Origin of the sequence: Dyadobacter sp. (assembly GCF_039919315.1) — a bacterium.
Taxonomy (GTDB): domain Bacteria; phylum Bacteroidota; class Bacteroidia; order Cytophagales; family Spirosomataceae; genus Dyadobacter.
This window is the reverse complement of record NZ_JBDSFX010000064.1, coordinates 1-4,862: the sequence shown is the minus strand read 5'-3', so window position 1 is coordinate 4,862 and position 4,862 is coordinate 1. Positions and strand designations below refer to the sequence as shown.

Here is a 4,862-nt window from a genome sequence, read left to right as displayed (position 1 = left end):
GTCGACCATTAACCGGTTCGAAACCAGGCTGATACCACCTGACAATTTTAGTTTGTCAAGATTAGGGTTCTTGGTAGAAATATCCAGGACCGAAGCAACTCTGCCGCCAAATCGGGCCGGTACATTGCCTTTATACAAGTCCAGACTATTGACTGTGTTGGGTGGAATCACCGAAAAGAGTCCGAACATATGTGTTGGGTTAAAAATAGGTGTATCGTCCAGCAGGATCAAGGTCTGGTCGGTGGTGCCACCGCGAATGTTCACTCCATTGGAGGCCTCACCTACGCTGGAAACGCCCGGTAGCATTTGTAAACTGCGCAGAATATCCACCTCTCCGAACGCAGAAGGCAGTTTTTCCAATGTCTTGATATTGATCTGCAAAGCGCCGAGAATGGGCTGTCGTATCGTCTGGTCGAAGCCTTTACTGGTAATGATCACTTCTTCCAACTGGCTGGACGTGGTCGTTAGTAGTACATCAAAGTTAATTTTTCGGGTACCTTCCGAGATATATTTTTTGAATGATCCATAGCCGACATGCCTGATCACGATCACATGGTCGCCCGATGGCAGATCGAATGAAAAGTTGCCTTTCCCATCTACTTTGGCGGCCGACCAGCTTTTCCGGTAATCAATGACAATGGATGCATCAGGCAATGGTGCCAATGTAGCCGAATCCCTGACCGTACCGGTAATGGTAAGCCCCTGGGAACGGGCCCCCACAGTCGCGAGTATCAGAAATATCAGAAAGTAAAGTCTATTCATAAGGCTAATCATGCACTAGGGCGTCCATTTCCAATCTTTTGGTAAAAATGGTGTCCGTGAGCTGTTTCTTTTACAAATGGCAAGCGGAATAAAAGGCCGCTCCGCCGACCGCTCTTCCTGGATAGGATCACGGTTATGAATGGTTTTAAATAGCTGGTTCAGTACAGCCGCGTTATTAATGTTTTTTCGCCAGAGCATTGTCCGGTACTCCGCCACGGATGACGCCGTGAAGAAGCCAATAATGAGTTCATTTTTGTCGTTCACATTCACCACGTTTCCCTGGATCGGCGTGGGCGGAGTGTCGGCTAATGTTCCGGAATTAACAGCCTGGTCTTGAATGAGTTTTAAAAAACGATATGCATTGGGAGTCAGCGAGTTCTGTTGCAGGCTTACCATGCAGGGATTGGACTGAAGTAACGGAATTTGAGCGACCAGCTTGTCTTTTTGCGTTTGGCCATTGGTATAAATATCCGAGTAAATAGTGATGTCTTTGCTGTAAAAAATATCCCAGCAAAGATCCTCACAGGTGTAGTCATACACATTGTTAAACTTCAAGGTAAGGTCTTTAAAGCAGTCCCCGTCGATGCCATTCTCGGCATCAAAGAGGTAATATTTGCCCTGATTGCAGGTAGCGCAGGTCTTCTGCACTTCCCATAACGTCCATTGCCAGCGATAGAAATTCCGTTCGGCAGCCGGGTCGTCAAAATCCAGGTAAATGTCGTTGCTTGGCGTATAGTCGCCGTAGTACTCCGATAGCTTCGAAATTCCTTTGGGGTTAAAAACATCGTAGGCTCTCTTGACAGGAGTCACCGGCAGCATTTTTTCAGCTGAGGATTCATAGCTTTTGCCGTCCTCGGTTTGAAATTGTAATGTGTAAGATTCTCCGACTTTACCCCGGAATGAAAGCGGAAGCTGGTAAACGCCTGGCTCATACTCGGTGAGGTCGTACGATTGGCTTTCGTTTACAATGACTTTTGCCCGGGCTTTGGTCAGAGGCAATGTCGACAATCCTTTAGTCCAGATGGTTTGGGTAAATTCCGAGCTCTCATTCTTGGCCTCTGGATTAGTTTTTGAAAGTGTAATGAATTGTGGCCCATCCATATCCGTGACGACGCCATCTACGACAATATATTCCTGTGCAGCTCCAAAATTCACACTGTAAGGTTCCACACAAGCCGATAAGCCAGTAAGAATGAATGTAATGAAAATGGTGAGCCGGTACTGCATACTATTCTATGACAAATGCTTTGGAATGATAAAAACCCTGGTTGTTTTTCAATTTTAAAATATAAAAACCTTTCACGTCCGGTATTTCAATGGTAAGATTCAAAACTTTTCCTTTTGCCTGTTTTCCCAAATCTTCCCTGCGAATTTTCTTTCCGTTTAGATTGTAAGTTTCCAGTTCATAGTCGCCAGCTTGCGGAATGATTACTTTGACAGAAAGCGGTCTGCTGCCTAACGAAGGATTAGGGAATACTGTCAATGTATTTTCAATGGCCAACGGTTCTGTACCCGTAATCAGCGACAAGCCGTCTCTTAGGATAGTGAGGGTCGCGGGTACTTTGCTATCCCAGTTGTAGCGAACTTTGAGTTGCCTGTTAATGAGGTCGAAGTAAGCCATTTCAGTTCCAAACTCGTTCGGAAGAAATACCAAAGGCAATGCCTTCCCATTCAAAAGCACGCTAATCGGTGTGGAAGTGACATTTTCTATTTCATATAGCATTGCCCTTTTGGCAAGAGACTGTGGATGATCCTTTGATCGGGTGGTGGTAATGATAATGCTGTCCGTTGAGACGTGGCCTTTGAAATCAATGAGCTCGTACTTACCATTTTGTAGTGAATTCGGGTCAGCGCCATCGTCATGAAACATGGTGAAAGTAGATGCAGGAACTGAAATGTCCTGGTAAAACTTCACCGTCAGGCTATCTGAGGAATAGAAGTCTGTGGATTTGGTGGTAGTGGATGTTGACAATGGAACAAATCCTCCCGCCTTGGCATAAACAGGAATATTATCGACTGTCAGTTTCGGAAATACGTCACCACTCACGACTTGGTTAGTCCAGAAATCAAACCATTTTCCGGCCGGTAATGATACTTTTCGGGAGGGCATTCCGTGCAGCAGCACCGGCGCTATCAGGAGATTTTCACCAAAAAAATATTGGTCATTGATATTACCCATTGTTTTGCCAGCCTTGAAATAATCCATTGGCATACAGATCGGCCGGCCGGTAGTGGTGTTTTTCCAGGCTAGCGAATAGATGTAGGGTAGAAGCTGGTACCGGATACGAAGGTATTTTTTTACAACACTGTAAAACGGTTCGGTGAGGTTGTACGGTTCTACATTGGATCGCTGCCCGTGAGCGCGCAAAACCGGCGTAAATGTCCCGTATTGAAACCATCGGAGATCAAGCTCCTCGTCTTTTTCAGTTTTGTCGGACATGGTTGCGAAGCCGCCCGTGTCTGAATGCATGTACCCGATCCCCGACATGCCCGATTGGAGCATAATGGGGATCTGCAATCTCAGGCCAGCCCAATAGCGGGCTACATCGCCACTCCACGGAATGATACTGTATCGCTGCGACCCGGCCCAGCCCGAGCGCGTGAGGTTGAAAAGTCGCCTGGCGGGAAAGTCCTTCCGGAAGTTCTCGTACAGATTTTTTGACCAGAATAATGGGTAGAGATTATGTACCTGCAAAGCCGGTCCCAATGCATATACCGCATCTTTCGGGTCATAATCCGGCTCGATTTTGTCCGTCCACCAGCCGCTTACACCTTGGGATGTGAGTCGCTTATAATTTCCCCAAAGCCAGGTTTGTGCGGCGGGTTTAAAAATGTCCAGCGTCGCAACGGTACCATTCCAAATCGTCTGGGTGTAGGGTTCCGTAGTGCCAGGTTTTTGGGCAAACAAGGATGCGTTTACACCGAAATTGTAATTGGACGACTTGGTGGTAACGTACGGATCGGTGATGAGAATGGTTTTGACACCTTTGGCTGCAAGGTTTTTCATCATTCCTGCTGGATCCGGCCAGTTTTTGGCATACCAATCCAGGTTGCCCATAAGGGTTTCATCGCCGTACCAGTACAGGTCCAGCACGAGTGCGTCCAGTGGAAACCCTTGCCTCTGCAAGGTGCTAGCAGCTACCGTGGCCTCGCTTTCGTTTTTGTAGCCGAATTTGGATTGAATGTAACCCAGCGCCCACCGCGGAGGAAGTGGCTGACGGCCTGTTAATAAGGTATAATTTTCAAGAATTTCATCATTATCAGCACCATTGATCAAGTAGTACGCCCATTTTCCCTGGCTTGCCACCTGAACAGTCAGCTTCGTAGAGTCGACTGCGCCCACATACATACGCATGGAACCCGGGAGGTCGCTGTCAAAAAGCAGCCCGTAATGGTGTGACGCGACTATGAATGGAACGTTGAAACTTTGTGATAAACCCGTCGCCTGATCGTAGTAGGCATTTTCGTAGGTGTTGTAAAAATCAAAAGCCTTGCGATTCAGGTCCGGGCCGAATGGGCGGCCTCCTGCGCCATGGAAAACGTCTTTTGGGTTAATGTTAAATGCAAAAGTGACTGAATCGCGCGTTTGCGCAGGTCCGCTGATTTCCTTGATTTTGATGGTAGCGTCAGATTTTAATGCAACGGTCAGAGGGGATTTGTTGATTTCCAGCGTGCATTGGTCTGTTTTAATCAACAGGGAAGTCTTGGTTTCTTCCACATTGTCCAGTGGGTACGAAGGTTTTAAAACGACGGAATAGGAACTGTCAAGAGAAGGCGAGCTTTGCGTAGCCAATGTCTGAATCTTGAAAATTCCCGAATTGAATGCAGTTATTTTCAAAATTCCCTTTGTCCCCTGAATTAATATAGCGTGTTCGGTCCTTTGAAAGTCAACAAAATCCCCCGCGCCCTGGCCGAAAGATAGTATGTTGATGAAGACAAAAAAGAGAACAAACAAGTATTTGTATTTCATAGACTGGAATTGCAACAATAAAGAGGACAAAAGATTAAGCCGCAATTTTCTGCTTGTTTAAAAGTTCTTCAAATTCTTTGGGAGAGACATATCCTAAGGCAGAATGTAATCTTTTTCTGTTATACCATAT

General features: G+C 46.4%; 3 protein-coding genes. All 3 read right to left on the bottom strand.

Annotation, left to right across the window (positions count from 1 at the left end; translation table 11 throughout):
- Window positions 1-762, bottom strand: a 762-nt coding sequence (locus ABIO93_RS17895) for a carboxypeptidase-like regulatory domain-containing protein (protein WP_348070076.1), incomplete at its 3' end; no start/stop codon positions are given.
- 15 nt (window positions 763-777) lie between these two features.
- The gene (locus ABIO93_RS17890; protein WP_348070075.1) at window positions 778-1,989 is read right to left on the bottom strand and encodes a DUF4249 domain-containing protein; all 1,212 of its coding nucleotides are present in this window, start codon (window positions 1,987-1,989) and stop codon (window positions 778-780) included.
- Window position 1,990: 1 nt separating this feature from the next.
- A complete protein-coding gene (locus tag ABIO93_RS17885; RefSeq protein WP_348070073.1) occupies window positions 1,991-4,732 on the bottom strand; it encodes a TIM-barrel domain-containing protein in 2,742 nt (913 codons plus the stop codon).
- Window positions 4,733-4,862 lie beyond the last annotated feature (130 nt).

Excerpts from the sequence above, each read along its gene's own strand:
- ABIO93_RS17890 (WP_348070075.1), bottom strand. The coding sequence starts at position 1,989 with ATGCAGTACCGGCTCACCATTTTCATTACATTCATTCTTACTGGCTTA.
- ABIO93_RS17885 (WP_348070073.1), bottom strand. The coding sequence starts at position 4,732 with ATGAAATACAAATACTTGTTTGTTCTCTTTTTTGTCTTCATCAACATA.